General features: G+C 74.3%; 11 protein-coding genes. 4 read left to right on the top strand and 7 right to left on the bottom strand.

Annotation, left to right across the window (positions count from 1 at the left end):
* Window positions 1-80: 80 nt before the first annotated feature.
* Window positions 81-1,232: a hypothetical protein gene (locus tag C5508_RS05720; RefSeq protein WP_157943999.1), complete on the bottom strand. Its 1,152-nt coding sequence runs from the start codon at window positions 1,230-1,232 to the stop codon at window positions 81-83.
* A gap of 116 nt (window positions 1,233-1,348) precedes the next feature.
* On the opposite strand from C5508_RS05720, the gene C5508_RS05715 reads away from it, so the two are divergent.
* Entirely contained in the window at window positions 1,349-2,278 is a 930-nt protein-coding gene (locus C5508_RS05715) for an LLM class F420-dependent oxidoreductase (RefSeq protein WP_104523989.1), read from the top strand.
* A 99-nt stretch (window positions 2,279-2,377) separates the two neighbouring features.
* Here C5508_RS05715 and C5508_RS05710 read toward each other — a convergent pair whose 3' ends face one another.
* On the bottom strand, window positions 2,378-4,705 hold the full coding sequence (locus C5508_RS05710) for a putative bifunctional diguanylate cyclase/phosphodiesterase (protein ID WP_104523988.1): 2,328 nt from the start codon (window positions 4,703-4,705) through the stop codon (window positions 2,378-2,380).
* A gap of 262 nt (window positions 4,706-4,967) precedes the next feature.
* Between C5508_RS05710 and leuS the strand changes: the two genes are divergently transcribed.
* Together leuS and C5508_RS20205 are read left to right on the top strand one after the other, a co-directional pair.
* Window positions 4,968-7,862 carry a leucine--tRNA ligase gene (gene leuS / locus C5508_RS05705; protein WP_104523987.1) on the top strand — a complete coding sequence of 965 codons (2,895 nt, stop codon included), beginning with the start codon at window positions 4,968-4,970 and terminating at the stop codon, window positions 7,860-7,862.
* 32 nt (window positions 7,863-7,894) lie between these two features.
* A complete protein-coding gene (locus tag C5508_RS20205) occupies window positions 7,895-8,908 on the top strand; it encodes a GNAT family N-acetyltransferase (RefSeq protein ID WP_104523986.1) in 1,014 nt (337 codons plus the stop codon).
* Window positions 8,909-8,912: 4 nt separating this feature from the next.
* Here C5508_RS20205 and lipB read toward each other — a convergent pair whose 3' ends face one another.
* Together lipB and C5508_RS20200 are read right to left on the bottom strand one after the other, a co-directional pair.
* Window positions 8,913-9,563 (bottom strand): lipoyl(octanoyl) transferase LipB, encoded by a 651-nt coding sequence (lipB, locus tag C5508_RS05695; protein ID WP_232796942.1) that lies wholly within the window; start codon window positions 9,561-9,563, stop codon window positions 8,913-8,915.
* Between the two features lie 234 nt (window positions 9,564-9,797).
* A complete protein-coding gene (locus C5508_RS20200; protein ID WP_232796941.1) occupies window positions 9,798-10,061 on the bottom strand; it encodes a hypothetical protein in 264 nt (87 codons plus the stop codon).
* Here C5508_RS20200 and C5508_RS05685 point away from each other — a divergent pair.
* Complete coding sequence (locus C5508_RS05685) at window positions 10,060-11,646, top strand: serine/threonine-protein kinase (protein ID WP_104524033.1); 1,587 nt, start codon at window positions 10,060-10,062, stop codon at window positions 11,644-11,646. The genes C5508_RS20200 and C5508_RS05685 overlap by 2 nt on opposite strands.
* 4 nt (window positions 11,647-11,650) lie before the next feature.
* On the opposite strand, the gene C5508_RS05680 is transcribed toward C5508_RS05685, so the two are convergent.
* From C5508_RS05680 to lpdA, 3 genes are all read right to left on the bottom strand, one after another.
* Complete coding sequence (locus C5508_RS05680) at window positions 11,651-12,556, bottom strand: TIGR01777 family oxidoreductase (protein ID WP_104523984.1); 906 nt, start codon at window positions 12,554-12,556, stop codon at window positions 11,651-11,653.
* Window positions 12,557-12,637: 81 nt separating this feature from the next.
* Window positions 12,638-14,485, bottom strand: coding sequence for a 2-oxoglutarate dehydrogenase, E2 component, dihydrolipoamide succinyltransferase (gene sucB / locus C5508_RS05675; protein ID WP_104523983.1), 1,848 nt, complete (start codon window positions 14,483-14,485; stop codon window positions 12,638-12,640).
* 46 nt (window positions 14,486-14,531) lie between these two features.
* A partial coding sequence (lpdA, locus tag C5508_RS05670) for a dihydrolipoyl dehydrogenase (RefSeq protein WP_104523982.1) occupies window positions 14,532-15,793 on the bottom strand: 1,262 nt, incomplete at its 5' end.

The following is a 15,793-nucleotide window of genomic DNA, read 5'->3' as shown; positions in this document are numbered from 1 at the left end:
CCCACCGTACTCGCGAAGACGCCGCCGCCCCCGTCACCGGAGGCGACAGGGGCGGCGGGTGCTGCTGGGGAGTGCGGTCGTCAGACCTGCTTGTCGTCGGGACCGGCGGTCGGGCCCGCGTCGCTGGCGCCACCGGAACTGAACGGCTCCGGCGTGTTCTTGACGTCCTCGCTGGCGGTGTCGGCGCCGTCGCCGTCGACGAACTGCGCGTCACGGACGCCCATGTCCGACTCCGCCGGGGCGGAGTCGCCGGTGGTGTCGGCGGTGGAGACGGTCTTGCCGGAAGTGCTCGGGGAGCTGGGCACGGGGTCCTCTCGGTAGCTGGGCACCGGGCCGTCGCCGGCCGGAGCGGGTGTCCAGGCGTCGGCCTTGTTGCGGCGCAGCAGGACGAACACTGCCGTACCCACTGCGGCGAACACGAACACCCACGGCCAGCGACGGGACTCGGGCTCGACGCCGACGCGGCGCTTGACGGTCCTGGCGGTGGCCTTCGCCGCCTTCTCGAACTCGCGGTGCTTCCTGCCGGCCTTCTTGCGAGCCTTCTTCGCCGTCTTGCGGGCCTTGCGCCCGGACTCCGCGGCGGCCGCCGCCAGCTCGGCGCGTCGGGCGTCGAGCTCGCTGCGGGCGCTGTCCACGCCGGCGATCAGCGTCTCGCGGGCGCTGTCGAGCGCGGGGGTCACGGCCTCGCGGGCGGCGACCACGCGGGGGGTGGCGTAGGCGAGGGCGGCTGCCTGGGCAGCGGTCACCCGCGGGGCGACGTCGTCCTCGAGCGCCTTGCGGGCCGCCTTCTGCGCGGCGGCCACGCGCGGGGCGACGTCGTCCTCGAGCGCCTTGCGAGCCGCCTCGACGCGGGGACCGAGGTCGGCGGCCGCCTTGCTCGCGGCGGCCTGCGCGGCCACGACTGCGCCGGCCACCTTGGGTGCAGCGGCGTCGCGCGCGGCCTCGAACCGTGGCGCGACGGCGTCACGCGCCGCCTCCACGCGGGGGGCGAGGGTGTCGCGTGCGGTGGCGACGGCCGGTCCCGCGACGGCCACGGCGGCGGCGACCTTGGGCGACACCGCGCGCTGGGCGGCGTCGAGCGCCGGGCCTGCTGCCTCGCGGGCCGCGGCGACGCGCGGACCCAGCTGCTCAGCGGCGAGGCGGCCGGCCTCGGTGGCGGCGACCCCGATGTGGGCGAAACCCTCCTGGAGCTCGGCGCCGATGACCTGACCACGCGTCTTCTTGCGGAACACGAGCTGCACCTCCGAGTTGATCGTCTGGCGATCATCCTGCCCGGTCCCGGCGGTCAGCACACCCCGAGATCGCAGGTCGCTGCGCGACGGGACATGGTGCTCGTTACGGTCCGGACGTGCAGCTCCGCATCTTCACCGAGCCCCAGATGGGCGCGACCTACGACGACCTGCTGGCCGTGGCCCGCCGCACGGAGGAGACCGGCTTCGACGCCTTCTTCCGTTCCGACCACTACCTGACCATGGGCGGCGACGGCCTGCCCGGCCCCACCGATGCGTGGATCACCCTGGCCGGGCTGGCGCGCGAGACCAGCCGGATCCGGCTGGGCACCCTCATGACGGCCGGCACCTTCCGGCTGCCCGGGCCACTGGCGATCAGCGTGGCCCAGGTCGACCAGATGAGCGGCGGCCGGGTGGAGCTGGGGATCGGCTCCGGCTGGTTCGAGGCCGAGCACACCGCCTACGGCATCCCGTTCCCGTCCCTGGGGGAGCGGTTCGACCGGTACGAGGAGCAGCTCGCCGTCCTCACCGGGCTGTGGCGCACCCCGGTGGGGGAGACGTTCGACTTCGACGGTCGGCACTACCAGCTGTCCGGCTCACCGGCGCTGCCCAAGCCGGTGCAGGACGGGGGTGTGCCGATCCTGGTCGGGGGCGCGGGGAAGAAGCGGACGCCCCGGCTGGCGGCCCGGTACGCGAGCGAGTTCAACGTGCCGTTCATGTCGGCCGAGGACAACGCGCGGTTGTTCGCCGGGGTGCGGGAGGCCTGCGACGAGGTCGGCCGGGACCCCTCGTCGCTGGTCCACAGCTCGGCGCTGGTGCTGTGCGTGGGCCGTGACGAGGCCGAGATCGCCCGCCGGGCTGCGGCGATCGGCCGGGAGGTCGGGGAGCTGCGGGAGCACGGCGTCGCCGGGACGCCCGCCGAGGCCGTGGACACCCTCGGCCGCTACGCCGAGGCCGGCGCGCAGCGGGTCTACCTGCAGGTGCTCGACCTCGCCGACCTGGACCACCTCGACCTGGTGGCCGCGGACGTGGCTCCGCAGCTGGCCTGAGCGACACCTGGGCTGACCGGCACCGGGGGGAGGGAGTCGGTCCCGTGTGCTGTCCTCGGGGTGGAGCAGCGAGCCGGCCGGGAGGATCCCGGCAGGCGGTCACAGGTGCAGGTGCTGCGCCGGCGTCCGCGGAGCGGGGACCGCCGGCGTGCCGGGGAATGGCGCGGGGCGGTCGGCGAGCCAGCCGAGGAAGTCCTCCACCGGCATCGGCCTGGCGATGGCCCAGCCCTGCGCGACGTCGCACCCGAGCGCGGTCAGCGCGGCCGCCGTCTCCTCGTCCTCCACGCCCTCCGCGACCAGGGTGAGGCCGAGGTCGTGCGCGAGCGCGACGGTGTGCCGCACGATCGCCGTCGCCCGCTCGTCGCGCCCCACGTCGTGGGTGAGGCCCCGGTCCAGCTTCAGCTCGTCGGCCGGCAGGTGCCGGAGGTAGGCGAGCGAGCTGTAGCCGGTGCCGTAGTCGTCGATCGACGAGCGGACGCCCAACCTGCGCATCTCGCTCAGCACCGTGCGACCGCGGTCGGGATCGGCCATGAGGGTGTCCTCGACCAGCTCCAGGGTGAGGGCCTCCGGGGGGAGCCCGTGGTCGTGCAGCAGGCGGGACACCGTCGCCGGCAGGTCCAGGTCGATCACGCTCGCGGCGGAGAGGTTCACCGAGACGGGCACCGCCCGCTCCGGCCACCACCGGGCGGCCGCGTCGAGGGCGAGCCCGAGCACGGTGGTGGTGAGGGGTCGCATGAGCCCGGCCTGCTCGGCCGCCGGCAGGACCACGGCGGGGGAGAGCAGCCCGCGCTCCGGATGCTGCCACCGCACCAGCGCCTCGACGCCGACCACCGCGCGACCGTGCAGCGCCACCTGGGGCTGCAGGTGCACGACCAGCTGGTCGTCGTCGAGCGCCGTCCGGAGGTCCTCCATGGTCCGGAGCCGGTCGCCGTCCCCGTCGCGGGCCTCGGGCACGTAGGTGCGCACCCCGTCCCGCGCCTTCTTCGCCGCGTACATCGCGACGTCGGCGCAGCGGAGCAGCTCGCTCACCGTGTTCGCCGGCACGGGACCGGTGGCGATGCCGACGCTCACCCCGACGTGCAGGCGGACGCCGTGGACGACGAAGGGCTCCAGAAGACGGGCGCGCAGCTGCTCGGCCCGCGCCATGGCGGCGTCCAGACCCGTTCCGGGCAGCAGCACGGCGAACTCGTCGCCGCCCAACCGGGCCAGCAGTTCCCCGCACACCAGGTCGGGCCACAACCGCGGGCCCACCTGGCGCAGCAGGTCGTCGCCCGCGGCGTGCCCGAGGCTGTCGTTGATCTCCTTGAAGCCGTCCAGGTCCAGGAGGAGCAGTGCGACCGGCCGGCCGCCTCCGTTGGTCAGCGCCAGGCGCACCCGCTCCAGCAGTGCCCGGCGGTTGGGCAGGCCGGTCAGCTCGTCGGTGCGGGCCTGAGCGCGGAACTCGTGCAGACCGCGGAACTCCTGGACCGACATGGCGGTGCGGGCCAGGGTCGCCAGGAGACAGGTGATGGCCGACCACCCGAGCAGCCCGAGGCGCGGTGTGCCCCAGATGGAGACGAGGACGGCCAGCGCCATGACGCTGGACCCGAGCGGGACGACGGCGACCCGCCAGCCGGCCCGTGCCATCGGGTCGGCCTCGGCCGGCACGGGCCGGGGCGAACGCCCCGCGACGTGGGCGGCAGCGGCCGCGAAAGCCGCTCCGGCGATCCAGATCGAGTCGAGCACCGGTGACGCGGACCGGTCGCCTTCGGCCACGGCGGTCACGAACCACGAGTCCGCGGCGAACGTGCACAGCAGCCCGGCGACGAGCAGCACCAGCGGCCAGTCCCGGCGGAACCCCATGACCGCGCACACCGCGGCGACGGCGGCCAGCAGGATCGTGTCGGCGACGGGATAGAGGTGCAGGAGGACGGCGAGGGAACCCTCGGTGGGGAGGGACTCGAGCGACGGCAGGAGGGTGAGGGCGAAGATCACCGCGCCGCAGGCAGCGGTCAGCGCGTCGAGCCACATGCTCGGGTGGGTGGGGCCCACCCGGGAGCGAACGACGCCGAGGAGGGCGACCCCCATGGCCGGATAGGCCGGGGCCCAGAGGGTGACCAGCAGCCACGTCGGCACGTCGCCGAGGACCGGCACCAGCACGAGGACGTAGAGCAGCGTCCCCGCCACCCCTACGGACAGCGCGACCGCGAGTGCGTTCCACACCAGCCGTTCCTGCCGGCGGGCCAGCGCGGTACGCCGGCACGCCAGCGCGGCCAGCAGGTAGGCCCCGTTGTAGAGCACCACGTCGTAGACGACGGTGGCTGCCACTCCGTCCGGCCGGCCCAGGAGGCCGGTGGCGTGGGCGGCGACGGTCAGCAGGCACGCCAGCAGCAGCCCCGCGGTCGCGGGGACGCGATCGCTGCTCGGCTGGGTCCGGTGTCCTGCCACCCGGACGTCATCGGTCGCAGCACATCCCCGCGGGAGGCTGGGACGGCACCGCCTCGCCCGAACGGGGGAGCGGGACCAGGCGGCGGTCGTGGAACGGCCGGTCACGGCGCCGCGTCCAGGCGGTAGGCTCTGGTCTGTGACCGGTCGGCTCCTGCTTCGCCGGCCGTGCTGACGGAGAACGTCCAGACAGCACGGCCGACCCCTCCTGCGTGAGGGGTTTTTTTCTGCCCGCCGCCGGTTCGACCCCCACGGGAGCCCCACGATGAGCCAGACCGACCGTCAGCCCGCCGCCACCACCACCGGTGACGGCGTCCCCGCGCACCGGTACACGCCGTCGCTGGCGCAGCAGATCGAGCTGGACTGGCAGGACCGCTGGGAGGCCGAGGGCACGTTCCACACGCCCAACCCGACCGGGCGGCTGAGCGCGGGCTTCGACCGGGTCGCCGACCGGCCGAAGTACTTCGCGATGGACATGTTCCCGTACCCCTCGGGCGCGGGGCTGCACGTCGGACACCCGCTGGGCTACCTGGGCACCGACGTCACCAGCCGGTTCCGCCGGATGGACGGCGACAACGTCCTGCACCCCATGGGGTACGACGCCTTCGGCCTGCCCGCCGAGCAGTACGCCGTCCAGACCGGGCAGCACCCGCGGATCACCACCGAGGCGAACATCGCCGCGATCAGGGCGCAGCTGCGCCGGCTGGGCGTCGACCACGACGACCGCCGCAGCTTCGCCACGATCGACCCGGGCTACTACAAGTGGACCCAGTGGATCTTCCTGCAGATCTTCGGCTCGTGGTTCGACGAGACGGTCGGCAAGGCGCGGCGCATCGACGAGCTGATCGGTGAGCTGGACGCCGGCACCCGCCAGCCGGCCGCCGGCACCAACCCGTCGGGACGCCCGTGGGCGGAGCTGGACGAGGTCGAGCAGCGCACGGTCGTCGACGCGCACCGGCTGGCCTACCTGCACGAGGCGCCGGTCAACTGGTGCCCAGGCCTGGGCACGGTGCTCTCCAACGAGGAGGTGACCGCCGACGGGCGCTCCGAGCGGGGCAACTTCCCGGTGTTCCGGCGGCCGCTGAAGCAGTGGATGATGCGGATCACCGCCTACGCCGACCGGCTGCTGGCCGACCTGGACCGGCTGGACTGGTCGGAGTCGCTGAAGCTGATGCAGCGCAACTGGATCGGGCGGTCGACGGGCGCGAAGATCCGGTTCGCCGCCGATGAGCACACGATCGAGGTCTTCACGACCCGGCCCGACACCCTGTTCGGCGCCACCTACGTGGTGCTGGCCCCCGAGCACCCGCTGGTCGACTCCCTGACCGCGGCCGCCTGGCCCGAGGGCACCGATCCGCGCTGGACCGGTAGGGCGGCGACCCCGGCCGAGGCCGTGCGCGAGTACCAGCGGCAGGCGTCGCGGCGCTCGGAGCTGGACCGCCAGGACGCCGGCCGCGACAAGACCGGTGTCTGGCTGGGGGTCACCGCGGTCAACCCGGTGAACGGCCGCGAGCTGCCGGTATTCATCGCCGACTACGTGCTGACCGGCTACGGCACCGGCGCGATCATGGCCGTTCCGGGCGAGGACACCCGTGACTGGGAGTTCGCCCGGGCCTTCGGCCTGGAGATCGTGCCGACCGTCCAGCGGCCCGAGGGGTTCGACGACGACGGCGGTGCCTACACCGGCCCGGGCGCGATGATCAACTCGGCCAACGACGAGATCTCGCTCGACGGACTGGACAAGGCCGCCGCCATCGAGCGGGTCACCGAGTGGCTGGTCGGCAAGGGCGCAGGCGAGGCGACCACGACCTACAAGCTGCGCGACTGGCTGTTCAGCCGCCAGCGCTACTGGGGCGAGCCGTTCCCGATCGTCTACGACGAGAACGACCTGCCGGTCGCCGTGCCGCAGTCGATGCTGCCGGTGTTGCTGCCCGAGGTCGACGACTACTCGCCCAAGACCTTCTCCGACGACGACGCCGACTCGGCGCCCGAGCCCCCGCTGTCGCGGGCCTCGGAGTGGACCACCGTCGAGCTGGACCTGGGCGACGGCCCGAAGAAGTACCGGCGCGAGACCAACACGATGCCCAACTGGGCCGGCTCCTGCTGGTACTACCTGCGCTACCTGGACCCCGGCGACGACGAGCGGATGGTCGACCCGGAGCTGGAGCGGTACTGGATGGGGCCGCGCGGCGAGGGCGACACGGGTGGCGTCGACCTGTACGTCGGCGGCGTCGAGCACGCGGTGCTGCACCTGCTGTACGCCCGCTTCTGGCACAAGGTCCTGCACGACCTGGGGTACGTCTCCAGCGAGGAGCCGTTCCGCCGGCTGGTCAACCAGGGCTACATCTCTGCCTACGCCTACACCGACGAGCGCGGGTTCTACGTGCAGGCGTCGGAGGTTGTGGAGAAGGACGGCCAGTTCTTCCACGAGGGCAAGCCGGTCAACCGCGAGTACGGGAAGATCGGCAAGAGCCTCAAGAACATGGTCACGCCGGACGAGATGATCGGCGCCTACGGCGCGGACACCTTCCGGGTGTACGAGATGTCGACCGGTCCGCTGGAGCAGTCGCGGCCGTGGGACACCAAGGCCGTCGTCGGCTCCCAGCGCCTGCTGCAGCGGATCTGGCGCGTGGTCGTGGACGAGGAGACCGGCGCCGTCCGGGCGGCCGACATCGAGCCGGCCGAGGAGACGCTGCGCGCGCTGCACAAGGCGATCGACGGCGTCCGCGACGGCTACGCGACGCTGCGCTTCAACATCGCGATCGCCCGGATCACCGAGCTGACCAACCACCTGACCTCCGTGTACGGCGCCGACACCCCGGTGCCGCGCATGGTCGCCGAGCCGCTGGTGCTGCTGGTCGCGCCGCTGGCCCCGCACCTGGCGGAGGAGCTGTGGTCGCGCCTCGGCTCCGAGACATCCTCGGCGTGGGCGCCGTTCCCGGTGGCCGACGAGCGCTGGCTGACCGAGGACACCGTGCAGGTCGCGGTCCAGGTCAACGGCAAGGTGCGGGCGCAGGTCACGGTGCCGGCCGACGCCGACGCCGCCGCACTGGAGGCCGCGGCGCGCGCCGACGAGAAGATCGCCGGCCACCTGGCAGGGGCCACGATCCGCCGCGTCGTCGCCGTCCCGGGTCGGCTGGTCAACTTCGTCCTGGGGTAAAAGCGGTTGCCCGGAGCGGTAGAACCACGGGTGTGACCTCCTCGACCGCGACACTCGCGGAGCTCGGCCCGGACGACGACCTCTTCCCCGCGTGGTGCGAGGTCCTCGCCGCCTCCGCTCGCGCCGCACGGCCCGACGAGGCACCGCGGCCGGCGGCCGAGCACGTCGCGCTCGGTCGCCAGCTGGTCCATCCCGGCGGTTTCCGGGACGGCACGCACCGGGCTGCGCTGGTCGGCGGGGACGTGGTCGGTGCCCTGCGGCTGCTCTTCCCGCTGAAGGACAACCCGCGGATGGCGGTCGTCGACCTCGCGGTACACCCGGCGCACCGGGGCCTGGGCATCGGCCGGGTGCTGCACGACGAGGCCCTGCGGCTGTGCGCCGCCGCCGGGCGGACGGTGCTCATCTCGGAGGTCGACGAGCCGGCCGACGACGCGCCCGGACGCGGGTTCGCGGAGCGGCTGGGCTGGACGTGCGATCTGGAGGAGACCCGCCGCGACCTGGTGCTGCCGGTGGACGACCACCGGCTGGCGGCAATGGAGGCCGACGCGCGGGCGCGCAGCGGGGGCTACGAGCTGGTCACCTGGCGGGACCGGGCCCCGGACGAGTTCCTCGACGACCGGGCGCTGCTGGAGCAGCGGATGAGCAGCGACGCGCCCCAGGGCGACCTCCCCGTGGAGGAGGAACGCTGGGACGGCGACCGGGTGCGCGAGTACGAGGCGGCGCACGTGGCCCGGGGGCGCACGGTGCTGTCGGCGGGAGCGGTGGCCGATGGCCGGCTGGTCGCGTTCACCGACCTGCAGGTGCCGCTCTCGGGCCCGGTGCGCGCCCACCAGGGCGGCACGCTGGTGCTGCGCGAACACCGCGGTCACCGGCTGGGCGCGCTGCTCAAGGCCGCCGTCCTCCGGGAGCTGGCGGTCGCCTTTCCCGAGGTACGGCGGGTCAGCACCTACAACGCGGAGACCAACACCCCGATGGTGGCGGTCAACGAGGCGCTCGGGTTCGTGTCGGCCGGCCGGTTGACCTCGTGGTCGCGCAACCTCGGCTGACCCCTCAGGCCGCCGGCTCGACGACGAGGGCGCGCGCCATCGCCGCCTCGACCGGTTGAAGGGCCTCGGCGACCGTCACGTCGCGGCCCAGCTCGGCCGACAGCGAGGTGACCCCGGCGTCCGGGATCCCGCACGGGACGATCGCGCCGAACGCCCCGAGGTCCGGATCGCAGTTGAGCGCGAAGCCGTGCATGGTGACGCCGCGGGCCACCCGGATGCCGATCGCGGCCACCTTGCGCTCCGGCCGGAAACCGGCGCCGGGCTCGTCCGCGGGCAGCCAGACGCCGCTGCGCCCCTCGACCCGGCCGGCGTCGACGCCGAACGCCGAGCAGACCTCGATCAGCGCGGCCTCCAGCCGGCGGACGTAGGCCACGACGTCGACCGGGTCCGGCAGCGCGACGATCGGATAGCCGACGAGCTGCCCGGGGCCGTGCCAGGTGATCTTGCCGCCGCGGTCGACATCGACGACCGGCGTCCCGTCCGCGGGGCGTTCGTGCGGCTCGGTGCGGCGCCCGGCGGTGTAGACCGACGGGTGCTCCAGCAGCAGGAGCGTGTCGGGAGCGCTGCCCTCCACGACCCGGGCGTGCAGCTCGCGCTGGCGCGCCCATGCCTCCTCGTAGCCGACCATGCCGAGCCGGTGCACCTCGAGCGTCACGGGTGCCAGCCTATGCCTCAGGCCGGCCGGTGGGGCTCGACGCGGGTCTCGACGGCCCTGCCGCCGGTGCCGCGCTCCACCCGGTCGGCCGCCGCCCCGGGCCGGTCGGCGACCGCCTCCACCAGCTCCGTGACGCGGTAGACCAGGCCCGCGCCGTCGTCGGTCGCATGGCCTCCGGAAAGGGTGCCGTCGGCGGCCAGGCGGTGGTGGAGCGGCCGGCGCGGCTCCTCGGAGTCAGGTTGCCACGCTCCCGCCGCCGACCCACACGACGTCCCGCGCCAGCAGATGGGCGCGCAGGTCGGCGACCGTGGGCATCGGGAAGAGGCTCAGCGCGTCGCCACCGACAGCCCGGCTCCGACCACGACGACCTCGGCGTGCGTGGGCGTCGACACCGCCCGGCGGTGTCCGGGGTGCGTGCAGCGGGCCGCCCGGGTGCAGCACCCGGCCTGTGGACAACCGGAACGCGTTGCGGTCGGTTCCCCCTACGGTGCCGGGCATGTCGCTTCCCGCGCCCGTCCCGCCGCACGTCCCCGGGTACACGCTGCAGGTGCTGCTGGGCCGCGGCGGGTCCGGAGAGGTGTGGCGCGCAGTTCCGCGTGGCGGGGGTGACCCGGTGGCCGTCAAGGTGCTCGTGGCCGGGGACCCGGACCGGCAGGTGCGCGAGGCGGCGCTGCTGGGCGAACTGGACCACCCGCACCTGGTCCGGCTGCACGAGGTCGTGCACCAGCCGCGGCGTGGGGGCACGCCCCGGGTGGCCCTGGTGCTCGACCTGCTGGCCGGCGGCAGCCTGGCGGCGCTGCTCGCCCGGCGCGGCCGGCTCGCCCCGGGGGAGGTGGTCACCGCGCTGGCGCCGGTGGCGTCCGCCCTCGCGCACGCGCACGAGCACGGCGTCGTCCACGGCGACCTCGCGCCCGGGAACATCCTCTTCACCGCCGAGGGGCGGCCCGTGCTCACCGACCTCGGGGTGGCCCGGGTGCTGGGGGAGACCGCCGTCGCCGAGGTGACGCCCGCCTACGTCGACCCGGTCGTGGCCCGCGGCGGTGTCCCGGGCCCGCCGTCGGACGTCTTCGGGGTCGCGGCGGCCGCCTTCCACGCGCTCACCGGCATCTCCCCGTGGAACGCGGCCACCCCGGAGGACATCCTCGAGGTCGCCGCCGAGGGGTCCGTCCCCGACCTGGCGGAGCTGGCCCCGGACGCTCCGGCGGCCCTGGTGACCGTCATCCGGCGGGGACTCGCCGCCGAGCCGCACGAGCGGGGGACCGCCGCGGAGTTCGCCCTCGACCTCCGGCACGCGTGCCGCGCTGAGGCGGTGGTCCTCGGCTCCGGCGCGCCCGTCGCCTCGGCCGGCCGGCCCGACGTGCGGACGGCGCTCACCCACGTCGTGGCCGGCCGTCGGCCGCGTCCGGCACCGGTCGTCGCCGAGCAGGACCGGTCGGGACGGCGTCAGCTGGTCCCCGCCCGCGCCGCCCGCGGCCTGCTGCTGGCGGCCGTAGTGCTCATCGCGTTGTCGCTGACCGCGTGGGCCGGCACCCGGTGGGGCTCCGGCAGCGCTCCTGCCGCGGGGCAGCCGTCCGAGGCGGCGTCCACCGCGGCGGCGTCCACCTCTCCGCCGTCGGCACCGCCGCGGCCGGAGCCCGCCCCCGAGCCGACGGGGACCGAGGGGCTCCCGGAGACCGCCGAGCCAGGGACGCCGGAGGAGTGGCGGGCACTGGTCGCGGAGCTCTACCAGCGGCGGGCCGAGGCTTTCGGTCCCGCCGGTCCCGAGCGGCTCTCCGAGGTCTACACGCCGGGCAGCGCGCTGCTGGGAACCGACCAGGAGCACGCCCGGGTGCTGGCCGGCGCCGGCGAGGCGCTCAGCGGCTTCTCCCCGGTGGTGCGGGACGTGACCGTGCTGGACGCCTCACCGGAGCGGGCGGAACTGCAGCTCGTCGACCGCTGGCTGGACTACCTGGTGGTCCCGGCCGGCCGGCCGGAGGGACCGGTGCTGCGCACCGTGCCCGGGCGGTCGGACGCGCCGGTGCAGGTCGTGCTGGTGCGCACGACCGGGGGCTGGCGGATCGACTCCGCCGTCCGGACCGGCTGAGCCGTCAGGCGCGGGCGACCGCCGCACGCAGGGCGGACTCGACGTCGGTGTGGGTGAACCGGAAGCCCGCCTCGGTCAGGACGGCCGGAACGGCGCGCTGTCCGGCGAGCACCCCGACGCGGGCGAACTCGCCCAGCGCCAGCCGCAGGGCGGGCGGCGGGACGACGAGCACGGCGGGCCGGTGCACCGCGCGGCCGAACGCCGCGGTGAACTCGGCGTTGGGAACCGGAGTCGGCCCGCTGAGGTTGACCGGCCCCTCCACGGGCGTGGTGAGCAGGAACCGGATCGCGTCCACCTCGTCCCGCAGGCTGATCCAGGGCATGTACTGCTTCCCGGACCCCAGTCGACCGCCGAGTCCCGCCCGGAAGAGGGGCAGGAGCTGCTTGAGCAGTCCGCCGGGGCCGAGCACCAGGCCGGTGCGGATCCGGGCCACCCGCACACCGGCCTGCGCGGCCGGCTCGGTCGCGCCCTCCCACGCCACGCACACCCGGGCCAGGAAGTCGTCGCCGGCCGGGGCGTCCTCGTCGATCACCCGGTTCCCGGTGTCGCCGTAGAAGCCCACGCCGGAGGCGTTCACGAGCACGCGGGGCCGGCCGGGGTCGGCGGCGGCCGCGTCGGCGAGCGCCTGGCTGATCGTCGCCGTCGTCTCCACCCGGCTGGACAGCACAGCCTGCTTGTGACGCTCGTTCCAGCGGCGGTCGCCCACGCCCACGCCCCCGAGGTTCACGACCGCGTCGACGTCATCGAGCAGCGTGGTGTCGATCCGGCGGTGCTGGGGGTCCCACCGGTGCTCCTCCGCGGTCCGGGGCGTGCGGCGGACCAGCTGGAGGACCTCGTGCCCGTCCTCGCGGAGAGCCGGGAGCAGGGCGCTGCCCACGAAGCCGGACGCGCCGGCCACGGCGATCTTCATGCGGCACTCCCGGATACGGGGTAGCGGGGGCAGAACGGGCTCGGGGCCCCGGTGGTCACCGGGGCCCCGAGCGGGCGTACGTCAGGCGAGGCCGAGCTCGCCGTGGAACTGGCCGGCTTCCAGCCGTTCCTTCACCGTCCCGAGGAACCGTGCGGCGTCGGCGCCGTCGACGATGCGGTGGTCGTAGGTGAGCGCCAGGTAGACCATCGACCGCACCGCGATCACCTCGCCGAGCTCGGCGTCCTGGACGACCACCGGGCGCTTCACGACCGAGCCGACGCCGAGGATGGCGACCTGCGGCTGGTTGATGATCGGGGTGTCGAACAGCGCCCCCCGGCTGCCGGTGTTGGTCAGCGTGAACGTGCCGCCACCGAGCTCGTCGGGCGTCACCTTGTTGGTGCGGGTGCGCTCGGCCAGGTCGCCGATCTTGCGGGCGATCCCGCCGAGGCTCAGGTCGCCGGCCTCGTGGATCACCGGGACGAGCAGCCCGCGCTCCGTGTCCACCGCGATGCCCAGGTTCTCGGTGTCGTGGTAGGTGACGGTGCCGGCCTCCTGGTCGATCGAGGAGTTCACCGACGGGTGGGCCTTCAGCGCCTCGACCGCGGCCTTGGCGAAGAACGGCAGGAAGGTCAGCTTGACGCCCTCGCGGGCCTCGAACGCCGACTTCGACTGCTGGCGCAGGTGCGCGATGCGGGTGACGTCGGCCTCGACAACGGTGGTCAGCTGGGCGCTGACCTGCAGCGACTCGACCATGCGGCGGGCGATGACCGCGCGCAGGCGCGACAGCTTCTCCGTCCGGCCACGGACCGAGGTGTTGGGCGCCGCCGCCGGGGACGGCGTACGTGCGCCGGTCGAGGCAGCCGGAGCTGCGGGCGCGGACGCCGCCGGAGCCGCGGCCTTCTCCGCCGCGGCGAGGACGTCCTGCTTGCGGATGCGGCCGCCGACGCCGGTGCCGGTGACACTCCCGAGGTCGACGCCGTGGTCAGCCGCGAGCCGGCGGACCAGTGGGGTCACGTACTGCCCGCCACCGTCACCCGAGGGCGCCGGGGCGGATGCCGTGGGAGCCGGAGCCTGCGGGGCGACCTGGGGCGCGGGCGCGGACGTCGGCGAGGTCGACGGCTGGGCGCCGCTGGCGCCGTAGTCGCCACCGGGCTGCTCGGTGGCGGCCGCGGCGGGCTTTGCCTCGGGCGCGGCCTGCGGCGCCGGCTGCGCCTCCTGCTTGGGGGCCTCCTGCTTGGGGGCCTCCTGCTGCGGAGCGGGGGCCGAGCCACCGCCGGCGACGCCGATGACGGCCAGCTGGGCGCCGACGTCCACGGTCTCGTCCTCGTTGACCGTGATCTCCAGCAGGGTGCCGCTGACCGGCGCCGGGATCTCCGTGTCGACCTTGTCGGTGGAGACCTCGAGCAGCGGCTCGTCGGCGGTGATCTCGTCGCCCACGGCCTTCAGCCAGCGGGTGACGGTGCCCTCGGTGACGCTCTCGCCCAGCGCCGGCATGGTCACCGGGGTGCCCTCGCCGCCGCCGCTCGAGCCACCGGAGTCGCCGCCGCTCTGGACGGGCGCCGGCTCGGCCGCCGGCTGCTCATCCTGCGGAGCAGGAGAGGCGTCCTCGACCTGCTGGTCCGGGGTCGCGGGCATGGTCTCGTCGTCGGCCGAGGCGGCGTCGCCGCCACCGCCCGCGTCGCCGTCGTCGCCCTCGCCGCCGATGACGGCGAGTTCGGCGCCGACCTCGACCGTCTCGTCCTCCGCGACCACGATCTTGGTCAGGACGCCGGCGGCCGGCGAGGGGATCTCGGTGTCGACCTTGTCGGTCGAGACCTCGAGGAGGGGCTCGTCGACTGCGACCTGCTCACCCTCCTGCTTGAGCCAGCGAGTGACCGTGCCCTCGGTGACGCTCTCGCCCAGGGCGGGCATGGTGACGGACGTCGGCATCGGGGCAGTGCTCCTTCTGGCGCGGAATGGGGGGGGAGTAGGTGGTTCAGCCGTGCACGTGCAGGGGCTTGCCGGCGAGAGCCAGGTGGGCCTCACCGAGGGCCTCGCTCTGCGTCGGGTGGGGGTGGATGAGGCTGGCGACGTCGTCGGCCTCGGCTTCCCAGTTGTAGATCAGCTGTGCCTCGGCGATGAGCTCGCCGACGCGGCTGCCGACCATGTGGATGCCCACGACCGGGCCGTCGGGGGCCTGGATGAGCTTCACGGCGCCGGTGGTCTTGAGGATCTGGCTGCGGCCGTTGCCCGCGAGGTCGTAGGTGAGGGTCTTGACCTCGCCGTAGCGCTCCTTGGCCTGGGCCTCGGTGAGCCCGACGGAGGCGACCTCCGGCTCGGAGTAGGTGATCCGCGGAACGCCGGCGTAGTCGATGGGCGCCGGCTCCAGGCCCGCGACGCGCTCGGCGACGAGGATGCCCTCGCCGAAGCCGACGTGGGCCAGCTGGAGGGTGGGCACGAGGTCGCCGACGGCGGAGATCGTGGGGATGTTCGTGCGCATGTACTCGTCGACCAGGACGTAGCCGCGCTCCATGGCCACGCCCACCTCCTCGTACCCGATGCCGGAGCTGACCGGGCCGCGGCCGACGGCGACGAGCAGCAGCTCGGCTTCCAGCTCCTTGCCGCTCTCGAGCGAGACCTTGACGCCGTTCTCGGTGAGCTGCACACCGGAGAACCGGCTGCCCAGCTCGAAGGCGATCTTGCGCCGGCGGAAAGCTCGCTCCAGCAGCTTCGAGGCCGCCTCGTCCTCGAGCGGCACGAGGTGCGGCAGGCCCTCGACGATGGTCACGTCGACGCCGAAGGACTTCCACGCGCTGGCGAACTCGCAGCCGATGACGCCGCCGCCGAGGATGATCGCCGAGCTCGGCACGCGGTCGAGGTTCAACGCGTGGTCGCTGGTGATGACCTTGGTGCCGTCGATCTCCAGGCCCGGGAGCGACCGGGGGTAGGAACCGGTGGCCAGCAGGACGTGCTTGCCCTCGTAGCTCTGACCGTTCACCTCGACGGTCGTCGGGGAGGTGAGCCGGCCCTCGCCCTCGACGTAGGTGATCTTGCGGGCCTTCACCAGACCCTGCAGCCCCTTGTAGAGCTTGGAGATCACGCCGTCCTTGTAGCTGTTGACGCCGTCCATGTCGATGCCGGCCAGCGACGTCTTCACGCCGAACTGCTCGCCCTCGCGGGCCAGGTCGGCGACCTCACCGGCGTGCAGCAGCGCCTTGGTGGGGATGCAGCCGCGGTGCAGGCAGGTGCCGCCGACCT

Origin of the sequence: Blastococcus atacamensis (assembly GCF_002938425.1) — a bacterium.
Classification (GTDB): domain Bacteria; phylum Actinomycetota; class Actinomycetes; order Mycobacteriales; family Geodermatophilaceae; genus Blastococcus; species Blastococcus atacamensis.
The sequence above is the reverse complement of the archived record's forward strand: the minus strand, read 5'-3'. Positions and strand labels throughout refer to the sequence as shown.